Origin of the sequence: Vibrio amylolyticus (assembly GCF_023145695.1) — a bacterium.
In the GTDB taxonomy this organism is placed as follows: Bacteria; Pseudomonadota; Gammaproteobacteria; order Enterobacterales; family Vibrionaceae; genus Vibrio; species Vibrio amylolyticus.
In genome coordinates this window covers 94,812-111,020 of record NZ_JAJHVV010000013.1, presented here as the reverse complement: position 1 = coordinate 111,020, position 16,209 = coordinate 94,812, and the positions used below count along the sequence as shown (strand labels likewise).

The window sequence follows — 16,209 nt, the reverse complement described above, 5'->3', positions numbered from 1 at the left end:
GCGGTCATTAGAGTTGAAGTTGATTGTTAGATGAATACGTGTATTTAGAAAACTGAGCTGTGGAAGGCTACGTAGCTAGAAGAGTAGAGAGGGCTGATTAAGTAACGGATACTTAATCAGCCTTTGCGTTTATTCAGATTGATTTAATAATGTTTCATAGTTGACGAAGACCGTTTGAGTGTCTCCGTAATACAGCGTGTCGTTGGATTGAATAGCAACACGTAGCCAGCTTTCATCGGATGCTGGGGCTGGTAGCTCTACATTCCAGTTGAGCTCACTGTCATCCAGGGGCTGCATATTGACAGGCGTTCCTGCCGCGTCCTGATCATCAACAAGAGAGAGTTTAATGCCTTGCAGTGGTAGCTTAGAACTTAGGCTTAGGAAAAGCTGTGTATCGGTAACACTTTCAGAACGAAACTGAATTTTGAACTCGCCATTTTCCATATCACATAAACCACTGGTATAGCGGCAGTTAGATTTACTTAGGAGCTTATACGCTTCCCCTTTTTTTGCTGCATGGGGCTTTTCGCTAAGGGCCATGTCGGTGCCAAGGTAAGCAACAATTGAGAGAATTGGGGCGACGAGCATAGCAACGACGAGGTGCTTATTTTTGAACATATTGGCTTCCTTGCAGCTATAGACGTTTTGTAGATAAGTTAACTAATTGTAATAATAGATAAAGTACAGCATTGAGTAGATAAAAAAAGCCCCCGGAGGGGCTTTTGTGGTTTGAGTTAGATTTTAGTGGTCTACAGCATCACTCGCGCCTGCAGGAACACGTACGTGTTCAACTAAATCTTTCACTTCTTGTGGCGTTTCAGCTGTTACACGAGAGACAGCGAAAGCTACGATGAAGTTACATAGTGCACCAATCGCACCAAATGCATTAGGTTCAATACCTAGGAACCAGTTGCTTCCCCAGCTTTCCAAGAATTTCCAGTCAGCAACAAACAGAATGCCTTTATGTTGGAATACGTAGAATAGCGTGATACTGATACCAGTGATCATACCTGCAATAGCACCTTCTTTATTGATCGTCTTACTGAAGATACCCATCATCAATGCCGGGAAGATGGAGGATGCGGCTAGACCAAACGCCAGTGCAACCGTACCAGCGGCAAAGCCTGGTGGATTGAGCCCCAAATACCCCGCGACACCAATTGCAACTGCCATAGAAATTCGACTGGCGAGTAGCTCTTTCTTCTCGGAAATATTCGGATTAATGACCCCTTTAATTAAGTCATGGGATATGGATGACGAAATAGCCAGTAATAGACCCGCAGCCGTTGATAGTGCCGCCGCTAAGCCACCTGCCGCAACCAGAGCAATAACCCAGTTTGGTAGTTTAGCAATCTCAGGGTTAGCAAGAACCATGATGTCACGGTCAACTTTTAGCTCGTTTGTTTCTGCGCTAGACGTGTAGTTGATGTTGCCATCACCATTTATGTCATCAAAGCCTAACAGACCTGTTTTTTCCCAGTTCTTAAACCAGTCAGGACGTTCGTCGTAAGCCAGGTATTCACCCGCACTTGGATTCACTGTTTCCATTAGGTTTAGGCGCGCCATTGCTGATACCGCTGGAGCGGTTGTGTATAGGATAGCAATGAAGAATAGAGCCCAACCCGCTGAGGTACGCGCATCACGTACCTTAGGTACTGTGAAGAAACGAATGATTACGTGAGGTAGACCTGCAGTACCGATCATCAGTGACATGGTGTAAACAAACATGTTTAACGTATCGCCACGAACTTGGGTGGTGTATTCGGTAAACCCGAGTTCGGTGACCACCTGATCGAGCCGGTCGAGTAGATAGACATCGGTTCCGACCATGGTGCTCCCAAGACCAATTTGAGGTAGTGGGTGACCTGTTAGTTGTAGAGAGATGAATATTGCAGGAATAGTGTAAGCTAAAATGAGTACGCAATATTGAGCAATCTGTGTGTAGGTAATCCCTTTCATGCCGCCCATTACTGCGTACATAAATACGATACACATACCAATCAGAAGACCAGTATCGTAATCAACTTCTAGGAAACGACCAAACGCAACGCCGACCCCTTTCATTTGACCGATAACGTAAGTGACCGATGCAATGATAAGACATACTACGGCTACGATACGAGCTGTGTTCGAGTAGAAACGCTCACCAACGAATTCAGGTACAGTGAATTTACCAAACTTACGCAGATAAGGCGCTAGAAGTAGGGCAAGGAGTACATAACCACCTGTCCAACCCATTAAGAATACTGAACCACCGTATCCCATGAACGCGATTAAGCCAGCCATGGATATGAACGATGCTGCCGACATCCAGTCAGCGGCTGTTGCCATACCATTCGCAATTGGGTTTACACCGCCGCCAGCGACGTAAAACTCTTTGGTTGAACCAGCACGCGCCCAAATAGCGATACCGATATAGAGGATAAATGTAGCACCTACTACGAGATAGGTGATTGTTTTCAAGTCCATCTGAGGTATTCCTTATTCGTCTACGTTAAATTCGCGATCAAGCTGTCTCATTTTCCACGCGTAGTAGAAAATAATCCCTAGAAATGCATAAATCGAACCTTGTTGAGCAAACCAGAATCCAAGCTTATAACCACCTATTTGAAATTGGTTTAGGACATCAACAAAAAGAATGCCGCAGCCGAATGAAACAACAAACCATACGACCATCAGTTTGATCATGATTTTCACGTTTTTGTCCCAATACGCCTTGGCGTCATCTTTATTTTCAAATGCCATCGTCGTCTCCTTACGATGTATTGTTGTTAATGAAATGTTTCACTTTGTACAATAGCAAGGCAAGCGCAAGGGATCTTTTCAACTTTAGTCGGGGTCAATAAAGTAAAATCAACCAAAAAATAAGAGATTAGACGGGTAATGAGGTTAAACTGTGATGTTAATGCATTGTTAATTTAGCCAAAGGTCTAATGCTGTTATGCATAATGTATCGTAATAATGTTGTAAAAAAGGTGGGTTTAATTTTTTTGTGATTAGAAAGCAGTAAATAAATGTAAGTTCTTTATAACATTATGACCAATTTAATTTCATGTTTGTTATATTGTCATATCAGCAATGGCTTGCCTTAGGAGGATGAATTGGACGTAAATACCATTAATAGTTTGTTTCTAACTGGAGCGACGTTAATCGCTATTAGTGTTCTTATCAGCCGAGCCTCTTCTAAATTAGGTGTCCCGATTCTTTTGGTCTTTCTTTTTGTTGGCATGATGGCCGGAGAAGATGGCCCCGGTGGCATTAAATTCGATGATTATTCACTGACTTATCTTATCAGTAACCTTGCCTTAGCCATTATTCTACTTGATGGCGGAATGCGCACTAAAGTTTCTACCTTTAAGGTGGCTTTCTGGCCGTCTCTTTCTTTAGCGACCATCGGCGTCGCTTGTACTGCAACCATTACAGGGTTAATGGCTGCTTGGCTATTTGATCTTACCTTACTGCAAGGGATATTGGTTGGTGCCATTGTTGGTTCAACTGATGCCGCAGCGGTTTTTTCTCTGTTGAAAGGTAAAAGCCTCAATGAACGTGTCGGAGCGACACTTGAAATTGAATCTGGGACGAATGACCCTATGGCGGTGTTCTTAACCGTGACCCTAATTGCTATTTTATCCAATCCTGACATGGATATGGGGATGGGCTTTCTTGCTACAAGCTTTGCTATGCAGTTTGGGATAGGCACGTTAGTCGGCTTTGCTGGTGGTTGGTTATTGTGGTCATTGGTCAATCGAATATTACTACCTGAGGGGATGTATTCCATCTTAGTCTTAAGTGGTGGTATTGCTCTGTTTGCCTTATCAACCATTCTTGGTGGTAGTGGTATATTGACGATTTATTTGGTCGGCTTGCTGATTGGTAATAAGCCAACGTGCTCACGTCATTCTATTCTTAGTGTCTTAGATGGGATGACATGGCTAAGCCAAATCGTCATGTTTTTGGTCTTGGGGTTATTGGTCACGCCATCGACGTTAATTGAGATTATGCTTCCTGCATTAGCACTTGCTTTCGGGATGATTTTAATAGCACGTCCAATTTCTGTTTGGCTTGGCCTCGCACCATTTAGAAGTTTTAATATTCGAGAACGTTGGTTTGTCTCTTGGGTAGGGCTACGAGGCGCAGTACCCATCATCTTAGCCGTATTCCCAATGATGGCAGGGCTTCCTAATGCTCAATTGTATTTTAATATCGCGTTTTTCGTTGTTATGGTCTCTTTGATTGTACAAGGTGGAACCCTAATGAAAGCAGCGTCGTTAGCCAATGTCTCATTACCGCCAAAACCAAGTCCTATTTACCGCAGTGGCATAGAGATCTTTCCGACCAGTGAGTGGGAAATGTTTGTCTATAAATTGAAAGAAGAGAAATGGTGTGTCGGTGAACCATTGAAGCGTTTAACCATGCCAGATGGGACCCGAATTACCGCGTTATTTAGAGACAATACCTTATTGCACCCATCAGGAAGCACTGTGTTGCAAGCCAATGATACGTTATGTGTATTGGGGCAGGATAAAGATCTTGATGCATTAAGTGAGCTCTTTAGTGTGGCACCGATCGAGCAAGAAGAGGTGGCGCGTTTCTACGGCGATTTCTTCCTTGATGCGACGATCTCTATTCAAAGTGTTGTTGAGCATTATGGCATCTCGGTATCCGTTGAAGACCAGAGCATGACGCTTAAGCAGCTTGCTCAAGATCAAATAGGCCCGTATCCGGTACTCGGTGACAGTTTTGATTGGGAAGGTTTACATTGGGTGGTGGCTGACGTTCAAGATAACGAAGTGATAACCATTGGTTTGTGTTTACCAGAGGATGAAGATGAAGCCGCGTAGGAAGGTAGTATAGGCGGCTTCAACTAGCAATTAGCTCGTTTCACTCTTTACTCGTTTAGCTTGGCTGTTCTTGTAAAAGAATCACCGCTTGTGTGCGATTCTTCACCCCAAGTTTACGGAAGATGGCTGTCATGTGCGCCTTGATAGTCGCTTCTGAGACATTCAACTCATACGCGATTTGCTTGTTGAGTAACCCATCAGAAAGCATCCCAAGTACTTTATATTGTTGTGGCGTTAACGCCGCAATTTTTTGAGCTAAATCGTTACAGGCTGCATTGTTTGTAATTAGCCCTTCAGGGAAGAATGGGTCGCCATTAAGCACCTGATTTAGTGCGCTGATTAGCTCTCGCATATCACTTGATTTAGGAATGAACCCAAAGGCGCCATGGCTTTTAACCTGACTTACAACCGAGGCTTCCTCACTGGCAGAGACAACGACAATCGGGAGGTCTGGGTATTCCGCTCTGAGATGGATCAGCCCTGACATCCCATTGGCGCCTGGCATCTTGAGATCGAGAAGCAGAAGATCGGGCTCTTCCTCTTTTTTCAATAAGCTTAGAAGTGCATCAAGAGAGTCGGCTTCGAGCAGATTGGCACCGCTGACGGCCATATGAACTGACTGAAACAGAGCATTGCGGAATAATGGGTGATCATCAGCAATGATAATGGAATAGGTTGGTTCCATAAGTTAAGCGCTTATTAGGAAAAAGTTAATTTTAGTATTACCACTTGAGTGGAGCGTGACAACCAATACCCACTTATTGCCTGATTTTTCTTCTTAAAATGTGAAAGAGTTGGGTTATTGCCCTCCCAACTCTTTTAGTGATTAGCCAAGTTACCTGAAGAGATCTTACTGACCTTGCGCCAGTACGGCATGAATGTGGGTAAGAAACGGCTTCGCCTCCATAAATCCAGTCAATCTTGCGTTGTTTATTTTCTTTCCTGAGGCATCCCAAAATTCAATGGTGGGTAAACCTAAAACATTAAGATGCTGGAGCATTGCAATGTCTTCTGGCCTATTACGAGTCACATCTGCTTGGAGTAAGACGAAGTTCTTTAACTGAGCTTCTACGTCTGGTTGGTGAAAGGTGTATTTTTCAAACTCTTTACATGCAACACACCAATCTGCGTAGAAGTCGAGCATAACGGGTTGGTTGTTCTGCTTAGCCTTGGCTAACTGATCTTCGAGTTCAGCAACATTGCTGATCTGAATAAACTCAATAGTCGACTGTGAAGACTGGCCGCTTGGGTTGAAGTAGAAATTAAGCGCTGGTTGCGCTGAAGCAAATAGCCCTAGAACGGCAACAATACCCACCGCACTTTGTTTCCAACCACCGAACGGAAGTCGATTTTTTAGGTGGTAGAGCCAACCAAAAGCAATAAAGCCCAGTAATGACCAAAGAATCGTTGTCCATAGCGAAGGAAGGATTCGCTCGAGTAGGAAAATGGGAGCCGCGAGCAAGACGAAGCCAAATAAGGTTTTGACCACGTTCATCCACTCGCCTGCTTTTGGTAATAGCTTATTCCCAAAGACAGCAGCTAGCATCAATGGAATCCCCATCCCCATTGCGAGCGCGTAAAGAGCGACGCCACCAGTGAGTAGATCACCGCTTTGAGCGACATAGAGCAAGGCACCAGATAACGGTGCAGTTGTACACGGAGAGCAGACTAATCCTGATATGGCACCCATAGCGAAAACGCCAAGGCTACTGCCACCTTTTTGTTGGTTGCTAAGGTTGTTGAGCCAAGTTTGCATGCCACTAGGTAGCTGAAGGCTGTAAAGGCCAAACATGGAGGCGGCCAATACAACAAAGAGCGTACTTAAGCCGATCAGGACGTAGGGGTGCTGCATTGCAGCTTGAAATTGCATCCCCGCGGACGCGACAACTAAGCCAAGCAGAGTATAAGTGAGAGCCATACCTTGTACGTAAATGAATGACAGCCCTAGTGCTCGTGTATGACTGAGCTTCTTACCACTGCCTAATACAATACTGGTTAAGATGGGATACATAGGGAGTACGCATGGCGTAAAGGCTAAGCCCACACCGAGCGCGAGAAACAGCAGTGGAGTCCACCAGTTTTCTGCGAGGTTATCGGCTAGATTGCTGTCTTGTGAGGTTTGAATATTCGATTGAGGTTGAGAGTTTTCTGCCGACACTTGTGTTGAGGCATTAACAATCGGAGTGCTGTCTGAAAACTCAAAGCTGGTAATATCGATAACACGTGTTTCTGGTGGGTAGCAGAACCCGGCTTTTGCACAGCCTTGATATTGAACGATGACACGGGCTTTATCTTGATAGTCGCTTAACGGAATATCCACCAAAAGTGGCTCGGTGTAGATGTTGACCTTACCAAAGAATTCGTCTTCATATGGTAGGCCTTGGCGCATTTTTATCTCACCAAGTGTAATGCTCTCACCGCTGAAAGAGATTCGATCTTGATAGAGGTAATAATCCTCTTTGACCTGCCAATCAAGAGAGAGTCGATCGCCTTGCTGATAGAAATTAAACGGAAACGCTTCATCGACAGGGACAAAGGTATTGTTATCTGAAGGCGCGAACAGTGAATCCGAGCTATCTGAGAATAAGGCATTAGCAGGAAGCGCTGTGACTGATAAACAAAAAGCAAATACAAGGGCTAATAAACGCATACAAATCGTCTTTCTATTTTAGGAGTGGTTATCTTAACTTAATCAGACAGGTTTAGTAGTGGATAAGTTTCACCCAAAATAAAATAGGCCTGAAAATCAGGCCTATTTATTCACTATTTGTACATGAGGAAAATTATCGTTAGATAAACAGTCCACCAAATGCGAAGCCAAGAGCAACAGCGGTTGCAATGGTTGTGACGCCTGGAATAAAGAACGCATGGTTAAATACATACTTACCAATGCGAGTCGAACCCGTATCATCCATTTCAACCGCAGCCAACAAGGTTGGATAAGTTGGAAGGACAAACAGTGCGCTTACTGCGGCAAATGATGCAACAGCAGTGAGTGGAGCAACACCAATTGCCAGTGCCGCTGGCATAAGAGCAACGGTCGTTGCACCTTGAGAATAAAGCAGCATAGAAGCAAAGAATAGAACCAGAGCGAGCATCCATGGGTAGTCAGAAAGCAGAGCACCAGCCACATCTTTGATGCCGTCAACGTGTGCGTTAACGAATGTTGAACCTAACCAAGCAACACCAAGTACACAAACACACGCCGTCATACCTGAGCGGAAGGTGGCTGCGGCAGGAATCTTAGAGGCATCAATCTTGGTGAATAGAACGATGGCAGCGGCTGCAGCCAACATAAAGGTCATGATGGCTTCATTTCTACCTAGTGCTGGGTTTTCAATTAACCCAACAGAGCCAGAGATGGCGGCCGCGTAGCAGACAACAAAGCCAATCGCTGCAAGGAAAATATACGTAGCACGTTTTGCGGTTGGAAGAATTTCACGTTTTTCATTACTAGCGAGCTTAATTAGACCTTTCTCAAGGCGCTCTTTATAGACAGGATCATCTTTTAGCTCACAACCCATAAAGTTAGCCACAAAGGCACCCACCATACAGGCAATGAATGTAGTTGGAATGCAGATCGCCAGAAGCGTTAGGTAGTCGACACCGAAAGGCGCAAGCATAGCAGCAAAGGCAACAACGGCGGCCGAAATTGGCGAGGCAGTAATCGCAATTTGTGAAGCAACGACAGCTATAGACAGTGGACGAGATGGACGAACGCCTTGTCCTTTTGCAACCTCGGCTATAACAGGTAGAGTAGAAAAGGCAGTGTGGCCTGTTCCCGCCATTAAGGTCATAACGAAGGTTACGATAGGCGCATAAAAGGTGATGCGTTCAGGATGCTTTCGTAGAAAGTCTTCAGCAATCTGTACTAACCAGTCCATACCACCTGCGACTTGCATTGCAGCGATGGCGGTGATCACAGACATAATGATTAAGATAACATCCACAGGAATGAAAGATTGGCTCGTTGGAACACCAAGAATAAGCGATAGTGCGATTACGCCTGCACCGCCAGCAAAACCTATCCCTATTCCACCAATGCGCGCACCAATGAAAATAAAGAATAGAACCACAAATAGTTCAACTGCGATCATGTGATCACCTCTTTTCTATTGTTAAATTAAATAAGATAAATGTTTATTATGAGTAGCTTATACGTATTTGTTATTTTGATTTATTGTCAATAAGCCCAAAAAAGGCCCCCAATTGGGAGCCTGTTTTAGCAATTACTCGTAACGCTTGCCTTTATACTGTGGTCTCATTAGGTTTTCAACCGAGAAAATGTCATCTAGCTCTTCTTCGGTCAACAATCCACGCTCTAGTACCACTTCACGAACGCTCTTACCTGTTTCTGCACAAATCTTACCAACAATGTCACCTTCGTGGTGGCCAATGTATGGGTTTAGGTAAGTCACAATTCCGATAGAGTTAAATACGTAACCTTCACAGACTTCTTTATTGACTGTAATCCCATCAATACATTTGTCTCGTAAGTTGACACAGGCGTTAGTCAGAATATCTAAAGATTCAAACATGCTTTGTGCGATCACGGGTTCCATCACGTTAAGCTGCAGTTGACCGCCTTCCGCTGCGAAAGAGATGGTGTTGTCATTACCGAGAACTTTAAAGCACACTTGGTTAACGACTTCTGGAACCACTGGGTTTACTTTAGCGGGCATAATTGAAGAGCCGGCTTGCAGTTCTGGGAGGTTTAACTCGTTAAGGCCCGTACGTGGGCCTGAAGAGAGCAGACGTAAGTCATTACAGATCTTAGATAGCTTCACCGCAAGACGCTTAAGGGCACCGTGAGCCATTACATAAGCACCACAATCAGACGTTGCTTCAATCAAATCTTCCGCTTGAACGCATTCATGACCTGTTACAGCTGCAAGGTGTTTAACCGCGGCTTCTTGATAACCGTCGACCGCATTGAGACCAGTACCGATTGCCGTTGCCCCTAGGTTAACTTCGAGTAGTAATTTAGAAGTGAACTGGAGCGCACGAATCTCTTCATTTAATGTCACTGACCACGCGTGGAACTCTTGTCCAACGGTCATAGGCACAGCATCTTGAAGTTGAGTTCGGCCCATTTTTAGTGTGTTTTCGTACTCTTTGCTCTTCAGATCGAATGCGCCTTTTAGGTATTCAATCGCATCGATCAATTTTCGAACGCTATTAAATACCGAAATACGGAAACCGGTTGGGTAAGCACAGTTCGTGGATTGGCTTTTATTAACGTGGTCATTTGGGTTAATAAATTCGTATTGACCTTTCTCTTTACCCATTAGCTCTAACGCAACGTTAGCGATAACTTCGTTAGTATTCATGTTAACTGACGTGCCAGCGCCGCCTTGGAATACATCTGAAGGGAACTGATCCATGCACTTACCTGTGTCTAGAATCAAATCACATGCTTCAATGATATAGCTAGCAACATCTTTTGGTAGTACGCCAAGCTCTTTGTTGGCTAATGCAGCTGCTTTTTTTGTCATCACCATGCCACGAATAAATTCAGGTACGTCGGAGATGGTTGAGTTGGAGATATTAAAGTTTTCAATTGCGCGTAGGGTATGGATGCCGTAATACGCATCAGCAGGGACGTGACGTTGACCTAGAAGATCTTCTTCGATTCGAGTGGCTTGGTGCGCTGTAGTTGTAGCAATAGATGGGGTAGCCATAACGGGATCCTTAGAGAATTATTATTGTTAATTAATAAAATATTCCCCAACTCTGCGTTTAAGAATCCCTTCTTCAGAATTGTGGGCTAGAAAATCTTTTCTAGCATCTGTTGCACATCATACTGAACTAGATACATAAAAATAGTAACTGGATCACTTTTCTTAAACAATTCAGTTAATAAATTGCAGTCAACCTATAGCTTTGATTTATTGGTTGTAATGTCATTTATGCTGACCTAAATGAGTGGTGGATTTCAGTGTGAGATACAGTTTTTTACACGAATAATTTGAGCTAATGGAGCTTTTACGCGTACACTGAATTCAACAAAGGAGGGCGTGTGTTTCCTATCTTATTATTACTGTTTATTTTTGTGCCGATCATTGAGATTGGTCTGTTTATCCAAGTGGGTGACTTCCTTGGCTTATGGCCAACAATCGGCTTGGTATTATTGACCGCTTTTGTCGGTGCATCCTTGGTACGTAGTCAAGGCCTACAAACGTTACGATCGGTGCAAGGTCGCCTTAATCAAGGTGAGATGCCGGCACAGCAGATTTTTGAAGGTGTGATGTTAGCGGTTTCAGGAGTGTTATTGTTGACACCGGGCTTTATGACGGACGCTTTTGGTATGTTAGTACTGCTTCCGGCTCCAAGAGCTGCAATTGCTAAATACTTAATGAGCAAGATGGTCGTGAAATCAGTGGGTGGCGCTGGCTTTGGTGCGCATTCATTTGGTCAAAGCCCATTTGAGCAAGACCCGTTTCATCGAGGGCCGTTCAATTCAGACTCAAACGGCAGTACGTTTGAAGGCGAATATGAGAAAAAAGACGATCAGGATAGAGACAAACTGAATTAGAAGCGTTTATCTTGAATGAACAAAATAAAAGGCAGCCATTGGCTGCCTTTTTGATTTCTATTGCTTATTGGTGAAGCTCTTTAACGTTAGGGTGTCGAATAAGAGGTTTAAAGAGCGCCTTCAAATCCCATTTGACGCCAAGCTTCAAAGGCGATGATAGCAACCGCATTTGAGAGATTAAGGCTTCTTGCATCCGGCATCATTGGGATTCGGATACGCTGCTCCATAGGTAGGCTCTCAATCACTTCCGCTGGCAATCCACGTGTTTCTGGGCCAAACAAGAGCACATCGCCTTTAACAAACTTAGCATCCACATGATGGCCGGTAGTTTTGGTTGTACAAGCAAATATTCGAAACTCACCTTCACGTTCGTTTTCTAGATAGTCCATAAATGCAGCGAGATCTTTATGACGCTTTACACGAGCAAGGTCGTGATAATCTAATCCGGCTCGACGTACTTTCTTCTCTTCTAAATCAAACCCAAGTGGTTCGATTAAGTGTAGATTTGCGCCGCAGTTAGCGCAGAGTCGGATAATGTTGCCGGTATTTGGGGCAATTTCTGGCTCGAAAAGCGCAATATCAAACATGGAGGTTACTCTCTAATAATGAAATTGGAGAAAGTATAAGGTGACTCGCCTTGGCAGCACAAGTCACCGATTAAGGAGTCGCATTAAAACCAAACCTGATAAAGTTGAGTTGGATAGAGTAACGATCAGCAGATAATAGGCAGAGTGACGGTTATTTTTAGCCCGCCAAGTGTACTTCGGCTTGCTAAAATATGACCACTATGCTGACGCACTGCGCTTTCGGTAATGGCAAGCCCAAGCCCTGCGCCACCAGAGTTTCGATCACGAGAAGTGGAGACTCGATAAAATGGTCGAAAGATCTCACTCATCTCATTATCTGGAACGCCCTCGCCATTATCTTCAATCTCAATCGTCAGGGTGTCACCACTTGCTTGCATGGAGACTTGAACCTTATCTTTACCGTAATAAATCGCATTGCGTGTAATATTCTCAATCGCACTCATCAAGAGTTTCGGATTTCCTGAGATGAGGCGGTCAGGGATCGCTGAGAATCGTAATGACTTATTCACCTGCTCGGCTTCAAATTGTGCGTCATTGAGTAGCTCTTCCCATAAACTGCTTAATGGCTGATCCTCGCGATTTAGGTGACTATCAGCTTGCATGCGAGAGAGCTCTAGAAGCTCAGCAATCATCTGCTCTAAACGTTGCGCTTCGGTATCAATACGAATGAGCTCTGAGCTTTCCCCTTGTTTGCGAGTTGCTAGTGCGTTAGCCATGCGGAGCCTGGTTAAGGGAGAGCGAAGTTCATGAGAGATATCTGAAAGTAGCCGCTGCTGACCTGAGAGCATGCTGTTTACCGCTTCCACCATCTGATTAAAGCTCGCTCCTGCTTGGCGAAACTCTGATGTGCCTTTTTCAAGCTCAGGATCGACAACAAATTCTCCTCTGGCTACTCGCTTGGCAGCACGTTCAAGTTTACGGGCAGGCTGACTCAAGGCCCATGCTAACCAAAGTAGCAGAGGTGTACTGGCAAGCATGACAGCAAAGAGAAGCTGAAAGGGTTTATCGAATAAACGTAATAGAAATGGTGAGGGTTGATCCCACCTAAGGCCGACATAGAGCAACAGTTCACGCTGCGCGAGGGTGATAGGTAGCGGCCCTGCCACCATATATTGGCCATAAAGCTTCTGCTTTGGTGTTTCTATGGACTCGATGCTCGTGACAAAATTCTTAAGCGCTCGAATTTTAAAATCGTGATGTTTTTTAGTCGTGAGAACGTTGCCCTCAAGATCGGTAATAAAGATCCTAGGTCTTGGATCTCTGTGGGATCGGCGCTGATCTTCAAGGTTATAGATGATCCGGCCAAGATCGGTGTCGTTTCTATGCCTGTTCTCGATGTTTTGTTTCAGCTGAGTCATTCTACTGAGTTGTTCTGCAGGTAAATCACGAGCCTTTCTTGGATCAAGATGTGGTAGGGACAACACAGCAATGAGCACCAATAGCATGGTGAACCAAAATATGGCAAAGATACGCCCATACAGGCTAGTAACTTTAGGTAGACGCATCAATCCTCCTCAACCAATAAATAACCTCGGCCTCTTAGGGTCTTAATGCGAGAGCGTCCGGATTCGGTATCAGGGAGCTTTTTACGTAAATTAGAGACGTGCATATCTATTGCCCGGTCAAAAGCGGCTAGACGCTTACCTAGAACATCGAGGCTAAGTGCCTCTTTAGTCAGAGTCACTCCCGGGTTTTGAATAAAGTGCGTTAATAGGGCGAATTCGGTTGTCGTTAGCTCTAGCAACTGCTCTTGGCAGTAAGCTTCTTGCTTACCTGGATAGACTTTTATATCGAGATACTCAATGCAATCGGTCATTTTCGGTGCGGCTTTGGTTTGAGTTCGGCGTAGAATCGCCTTCATTCTCGCCAGTAGCTCTCGATCGCTAAATGGCTTCGGTAAATAATCATCTGCGCCAAGTTCTAAACCAATAACGCGATCGATTTCTTCACCACGAGCGGTAAGCATAAGCACTGGGGTATTCCAAGTTTCACGCAGCTTTTTAAGCGTATCCATGCCATTGAGCTTAGGCATCATCACGTCAAGCAAGATGAGGTCGATATCATCACTGACTTCCGCAAGCCCTGACTCACCATCGTTGGTTTCGGTCACGGTAAAGCCTTCATAGCTTAATACTTCTTTCAATAAGCCAGTCAGTTCAGTGTCATCATCAATGAGTAGGATATGTGCCATAGTTGTGCTGCCTCTTTCGAAATTACGTCTGCGTTGTGCTTCCTATTTATAGTACTGCGAAAAATGACAGGCGAAGAGCTTAATTTTCTCTCTTTACGATCCTTTACGCTTACTAAACGCTCGTTTACACCCTAGGTCGTACTATTAAGTTATCCGCTGCATGAGCAGTGACAACAGACAACGTGATACAAAAACAACTGAGGGTACGATTATGAACACTACAAAAAAACTGGTTTTGGCTGCGGCGATTCTTCCACTGACATTCGCGACAGCAAGTGCGTATGCCTTTGGTGGAAACTCTCACCATAAAGGTGGTAAGGGTGGATGTTCGGGTGGATTTGATCGAAGCATTGTTCGCCAGCTCGATCTCACCGATGAACAGAAAGATCAGCTAAAAGAGATGCGTGAAACGTCAAAGTCGGAAAGAAAAGCACACCATCAAGGTAACTTCGAAGCAAAACAAGCTGAGATGCAAGCGTATCATCAGCAAATTCAGGCATTAGTGCTAGCTGATAGCTTTGATGAAGCAGCAGCCAATGAGCTAGCGAAGCAGATGGTTGAAAAGCAGACCGAGCGTCGTGTTAATAAGCTTGCACAGCAACAGAAAATGTTGAGTGTACTTACTGAAGAGCAGAAAGCGCAATTTGTTGAGCTTCAGCAAGAGCGTATGCAAAAATGCAGTGATAAAATGCAAAAGCGCATGCACGAGTCATAGACACTGAGAACGAGCTCAAAAACGAATTCACGACTAGGCAGCCATAATGGCTGCCTTTTGTTTGATATTTTTTTTGTGACTGACGCGTTATACTGAGATCATATTGATTAAGTTATAAACGTTATATGAAACAAGAATACGCTCGATTGGTCACTCTGGCCGCATGGACTGCAACGGCGGTCGCGACTCTACTATTGGTGGTTAAAGTTGCCATTTGGTGGATCACTGGCTCGGTGAGTCTGCTTGCCTCTGTTATCGATTCAATGCTCGATATCGCTGCATCTGCGGTCAATTTGATGGTGATTCGCTACGCACTTCAACCTGCTGATAAAGAACATACATTTGGTCATGGTAAAGCTGAATCTTTAGCGGCGCTTGCTCAGGCGATGTTTATTTCTGGGTCGGCCTGTTTTCTCATTCTTAATGGTGTTGAGCGCTTCTTCCGTCCGCATGAATTGAACTCCCCTGAATATGGTGTTTACGTCAGCTTCTTTGCCATGATTGTCACTTTTGCGCTAGTTCGATTCCAAAAACATGTAGTAAAGAAAACCGGAAGCCAAGCGATAGCCGCAGACTCACTTCATTATCAAACTGACCTGTATATGAATGGCGCCATCATGTTTGCATTGGGCCTTAGTTGGTTTGGTGTCACTCAAGCGGATGCAGTCTTTGCGGTTGCTATCGGCCTTTATATTTTATACAGCGCATTTCAAATGGTGAGTGAGGCGATTCAAACCTTGCTTGATCGTAAGTTACCTGACGAAGAGTTAGATCAGATTCGTCAAAGCTGTATAGAGGTTGAGGGAGTATTGGGTGTACATCAACTGAGAACGCGTATGTCAGGACCAACTCGATTTATTCAGCTCCACCTTGAGCTTGATGACAATATGGTTTTGATAGAAGCGCACCGTATCTCAGATGAAGTGGAAGAGGCTCTTATGAGTCAGTTCCCGGGCGCGGATGTTCTTATTCACCAAGACCCATATTCAGTGGTAATGAATAGCGAAAAGTCTCAAGTTGAGCAGGATTGGTAGCTTATTCAGTGGTATGCATACTTTGCTAGAACAGAGTGTTCATAAAACTTTTATCTATTCGACAAGACAGATTAAACAGTGTTAACTATATTTTGAGCAGCAAAAGAAAAACCAGACTCTGATGTGAATCAACAAAGGAATCGGAGAAAACTGTAATACTATTACATAAGTAATAAACTTACATAATTCAGTGCAAATAAAAGTAGTATTCCTTTTTGGTAAAGGTAACATACGGCACAGATTAAAAGGATTTCACGGGTGACGCTTGTATCGTCATCGGTATTAAATTGAAGTTTAATTCCCAAA

General features: G+C 44.3%; 14 protein-coding genes. 4 read left to right on the top strand and 10 right to left on the bottom strand.

Annotated features, from left to right (window positions below; translation table 11 throughout):
* Positions 1-129 precede the first annotated feature (129 nt).
* From KP803_RS18645 to KP803_RS18635, 3 genes are all read right to left on the bottom strand, one after another.
* A complete protein-coding gene (locus KP803_RS18645) occupies positions 130-618 on the bottom strand; it encodes a hypothetical protein (protein WP_248010358.1) in 489 nt (162 codons plus the stop codon).
* Positions 619-741: 123 nt separating this feature from the next.
* Positions 742-2,469: a sodium:solute symporter family protein gene (locus KP803_RS18640; RefSeq protein ID WP_248010357.1), complete on the bottom strand. Its 1,728-nt coding sequence runs from the start codon at positions 2,467-2,469 to the stop codon at positions 742-744.
* 12 nt (positions 2,470-2,481) lie between these two features.
* On the bottom strand, positions 2,482-2,745 hold the full coding sequence (locus tag KP803_RS18635; protein ID WP_248010356.1) for a DUF4212 domain-containing protein: 264 nt from the start codon (positions 2,743-2,745) through the stop codon (positions 2,482-2,484).
* Positions 2,746-3,101: 356 nt separating this feature from the next.
* Between KP803_RS18635 and KP803_RS18630 the strand changes: the two genes are divergently transcribed.
* Positions 3,102-4,841 (top strand): potassium/proton antiporter, encoded by a 1,740-nt coding sequence (locus tag KP803_RS18630; RefSeq protein WP_248010355.1) that lies wholly within the window; start codon positions 3,102-3,104, stop codon positions 4,839-4,841.
* Positions 4,842-4,896: 55 nt separating this feature from the next.
* On the opposite strand, the gene KP803_RS18625 is transcribed toward KP803_RS18630, so the two are convergent.
* The 4 genes from KP803_RS18625 to aspA all read right to left on the bottom strand — a co-directional run bounded on the left by KP803_RS18625 (position 4,897) and on the right by aspA (position 10,522).
* Positions 4,897-5,526, bottom strand: a complete 630-nt coding sequence (locus tag KP803_RS18625; RefSeq protein ID WP_248010354.1) for a response regulator — start codon at positions 5,524-5,526, stop codon at positions 4,897-4,899.
* Positions 5,527-5,691: 165 nt separating this feature from the next.
* Positions 5,692-7,491 carry a protein-disulfide reductase DsbD gene (locus KP803_RS18620; RefSeq protein ID WP_248010353.1) on the bottom strand — a complete coding sequence of 600 codons (1,800 nt, stop codon included), beginning with the start codon at positions 7,489-7,491 and terminating at the stop codon, positions 5,692-5,694.
* A gap of 139 nt (positions 7,492-7,630) precedes the next feature.
* Positions 7,631-8,938 carry an anaerobic C4-dicarboxylate transporter gene (locus KP803_RS18615; protein ID WP_248010352.1) on the bottom strand — a complete coding sequence of 436 codons (1,308 nt, stop codon included), beginning with the start codon at positions 8,936-8,938 and terminating at the stop codon, positions 7,631-7,633.
* Positions 8,939-9,070: 132 nt separating this feature from the next.
* Complete coding sequence (aspA, locus tag KP803_RS18610; RefSeq protein ID WP_248010351.1) at positions 9,071-10,522, bottom strand: aspartate ammonia-lyase; 1,452 nt, start codon at positions 10,520-10,522, stop codon at positions 9,071-9,073.
* Between the two features lie 338 nt (positions 10,523-10,860).
* Here aspA and KP803_RS18605 point away from each other — a divergent pair, with 338 nt between their 5' ends.
* Entirely contained in the window at positions 10,861-11,376 is a 516-nt protein-coding gene (locus tag KP803_RS18605) for an FxsA family protein (protein WP_248010350.1), read from the top strand.
* 107 nt (positions 11,377-11,483) lie between these two features.
* Here the strand turns inward: KP803_RS18605 and KP803_RS18600 are convergent, their stop codons facing one another.
* From KP803_RS18600 to KP803_RS18590, 3 genes are all read right to left on the bottom strand, one after another.
* Positions 11,484-11,963 carry a tRNA (cytidine(34)-2'-O)-methyltransferase gene (locus tag KP803_RS18600; protein WP_248010349.1) on the bottom strand — a complete coding sequence of 160 codons (480 nt, stop codon included), beginning with the start codon at positions 11,961-11,963 and terminating at the stop codon, positions 11,484-11,486.
* A gap of 125 nt (positions 11,964-12,088) precedes the next feature.
* The gene (gene cpxA, locus KP803_RS18595; RefSeq protein ID WP_248010348.1) at positions 12,089-13,468 is read right to left on the bottom strand and encodes an envelope stress sensor histidine kinase CpxA; all 1,380 of its coding nucleotides are present in this window, start codon (positions 13,466-13,468) and stop codon (positions 12,089-12,091) included.
* Positions 13,468-14,154: a response regulator gene (locus KP803_RS18590; RefSeq protein WP_248010347.1), complete on the bottom strand. Its 687-nt coding sequence runs from the start codon at positions 14,152-14,154 to the stop codon at positions 13,468-13,470. Before KP803_RS18590 ends, cpxA begins: the two co-directional genes overlap by 1 nt.
* 211 nt (positions 14,155-14,365) lie before the next feature.
* Between KP803_RS18590 and KP803_RS18585 the strand changes: the two genes are divergently transcribed.
* Together KP803_RS18585 and fieF are read left to right on the top strand one after the other, a co-directional pair.
* Positions 14,366-14,869: a CpxP family protein gene (locus KP803_RS18585; RefSeq protein WP_248010346.1), complete on the top strand. Its 504-nt coding sequence runs from the start codon at positions 14,366-14,368 to the stop codon at positions 14,867-14,869.
* Positions 14,870-14,994: 125 nt separating this feature from the next.
* Positions 14,995-15,903: a CDF family cation-efflux transporter FieF gene (fieF, locus tag KP803_RS18580; RefSeq protein ID WP_248010345.1), complete on the top strand. Its 909-nt coding sequence runs from the start codon at positions 14,995-14,997 to the stop codon at positions 15,901-15,903.
* Positions 15,904-16,209: the final 306 nt, after the last annotated feature.

Coding starts and splice junctions, on each gene's coding strand:
- KP803_RS18600 (WP_248010349.1), bottom strand. CDS start 11,963: ATGTTTGATATTGCGCTTTTCGAGCCAGAAATTGCCCCAAATACCGGC.
- KP803_RS18625 (WP_248010354.1), bottom strand. CDS start 5,526: ATGGAACCAACCTATTCCATTATCATTGCTGATGATCACCCATTATTC.
- KP803_RS18635 (WP_248010356.1), bottom strand. CDS start 2,745: ATGGCATTTGAAAATAAAGATGACGCCAAGGCGTATTGGGACAAAAAC.
- KP803_RS18640 (WP_248010357.1), bottom strand. CDS start 2,469: ATGGACTTGAAAACAATCACCTATCTCGTAGTAGGTGCTACATTTATC.
- KP803_RS18615 (WP_248010352.1), bottom strand. CDS start 8,938: ATGATCGCAGTTGAACTATTTGTGGTTCTATTCTTTATTTTCATTGGT.
- KP803_RS18585 (WP_248010346.1), top strand. CDS start 14,366: ATGAACACTACAAAAAAACTGGTTTTGGCTGCGGCGATTCTTCCACTG.
- aspA (WP_248010351.1), bottom strand. CDS start 10,522: ATGGCTACCCCATCTATTGCTACAACTACAGCGCACCAAGCCACTCGA.
- cpxA (WP_248010348.1), bottom strand. CDS start 13,468: ATGCGTCTACCTAAAGTTACTAGCCTGTATGGGCGTATCTTTGCCATA.
- fieF (WP_248010345.1), top strand. CDS start 14,995: ATGAAACAAGAATACGCTCGATTGGTCACTCTGGCCGCATGGACTGCA.
- KP803_RS18620 (WP_248010353.1), bottom strand. CDS start 7,491: ATGCGTTTATTAGCCCTTGTATTTGCTTTTTGTTTATCAGTCACAGCG.
- KP803_RS18645 (WP_248010358.1), bottom strand. CDS start 618: ATGTTCAAAAATAAGCACCTCGTCGTTGCTATGCTCGTCGCCCCAATT.
- KP803_RS18590 (WP_248010347.1), bottom strand. CDS start 14,154: ATGGCACATATCCTACTCATTGATGATGACACTGAACTGACTGGCTTA.